This window comes from Succinivibrio dextrinosolvens (assembly GCF_900116345.1).
GTDB lineage: Bacteria > Pseudomonadota > Gammaproteobacteria > Enterobacterales > Succinivibrionaceae > Succinivibrio > Succinivibrio dextrinosolvens_B.
In genome coordinates, this window is sequence record NZ_FPAH01000094.1 from 1 (window position 1) to 1,072 (window position 1,072).

Consider the following 1,072-nt stretch of genomic DNA (forward strand, 5'->3'; position numbering starts at 1 on the left):
AGCTCTGCTGATAACGGGACCTGCTTACTGATTACTTTGCTTAATACAGCTTTGATATTTAATGAATTCATCATTTGATTTTTTCTCCTGACAGTAACTGTTGCCTATTAAGTACCTATATTATTTGCGTATAAAAATCTACACTTCTTGCAAAGAAAAATTTGCTAAGGAGTAGCCTTATGGCAACGATTAAAACAGATCCGCAGACGACCAAAAACATCATTAAAGATATTACCACTACACAGCTGTGCTCATATCAGCTTGGTCACAAATACAAGCTAAGCAAGATCACTATAGACCGTATCGGAAGAGAGCATCTTGGAACTGACATTTATTCTAGAAGAGAAAAACTGGCTTTTGCAAGTCTGAGCAAACAGATTACAGAGCTTCGTTCTAAGAATTACACCATGTCAGCAATTGCAGAATATCTTGGTATCTCAAAATCGAGCATTTTTGCTATCTGTCAGAAGATTGACCGTGAAGCTGGGTTAAGCTCAGTTGTCAGTGAAAATGAGGTTCAGTTTATTTCTCTTGAATCTAATGCTGTTGAATCAGCAGGAACTCCAGCAAAAATCACATCAGCACCTGTTAAACGAGAAGAAGCACCAATAACATCAGATGATTTCAGTAATGAGCCTTATCATCGCTGGTATCCACAGAGGAAAAGCAGATATTCAAACAGACCCAGAGACAACCACAGAAGCCAGCCTGGATATATAAAGATTCAGTTTAAAGACATTCAGATTACATTTAATCCTTCACAGCCTGAGGCTGAGGATGTTGTCACCAGAATCTTATGCGGTATCAATTCGTAAGGAGTTTTGAATGTCAATTTTATCAGGAACCGGAAAAATTTATATGGTTCGTGAACCTGTATGCGGACGTTTCGGAATTCATAGGCTTCTGGCAATGCTGTCATCCAACAGCTTAAATGTGCATTGGAATGGGATAGACATCTTATGTTAAAAGTAACATAATTCGTCTTATGTTTAGAAATTGTTATTGTTGAGTGACTTTGATATCTTATTTATTTTTTTAGTTTTATTCAAAATTACTCAACATAACAGTTTAA

Annotated in this window: 2 protein-coding genes; both read left to right on the plus strand. The window is 36.6% G+C overall.

The annotated features are described in order from the left end of the window. Positions 1-179: 179 nt before the first annotated feature. Positions 180-815: a hypothetical protein gene (locus tag BM308_RS13150; RefSeq protein WP_074945836.1), complete on the plus strand. Its 636-nt coding sequence runs from the start codon at positions 180-182 to the stop codon at positions 813-815. 10 nt (positions 816-825) lie between these two features. Then, positions 826-966, plus strand: a complete 141-nt coding sequence (locus tag BM308_RS13465) for a hypothetical protein (RefSeq protein ID WP_177214465.1) — start codon at positions 826-828, stop codon at positions 964-966. The last annotated feature ends 106 nt before the right edge of the window (positions 967-1,072 follow it).

Bases quoted from the DNA above. Each gene is read 5' to 3' on its own strand.
- BM308_RS13465 (WP_177214465.1), top strand. From the start codon at position 826: ATGTCAATTTTATCAGGAACCGGAAAAATTTATATGGTTCGTGAACCT.
- BM308_RS13150 (WP_074945836.1), top strand. From the start codon at position 180: ATGGCAACGATTAAAACAGATCCGCAGACGACCAAAAACATCATTAAA.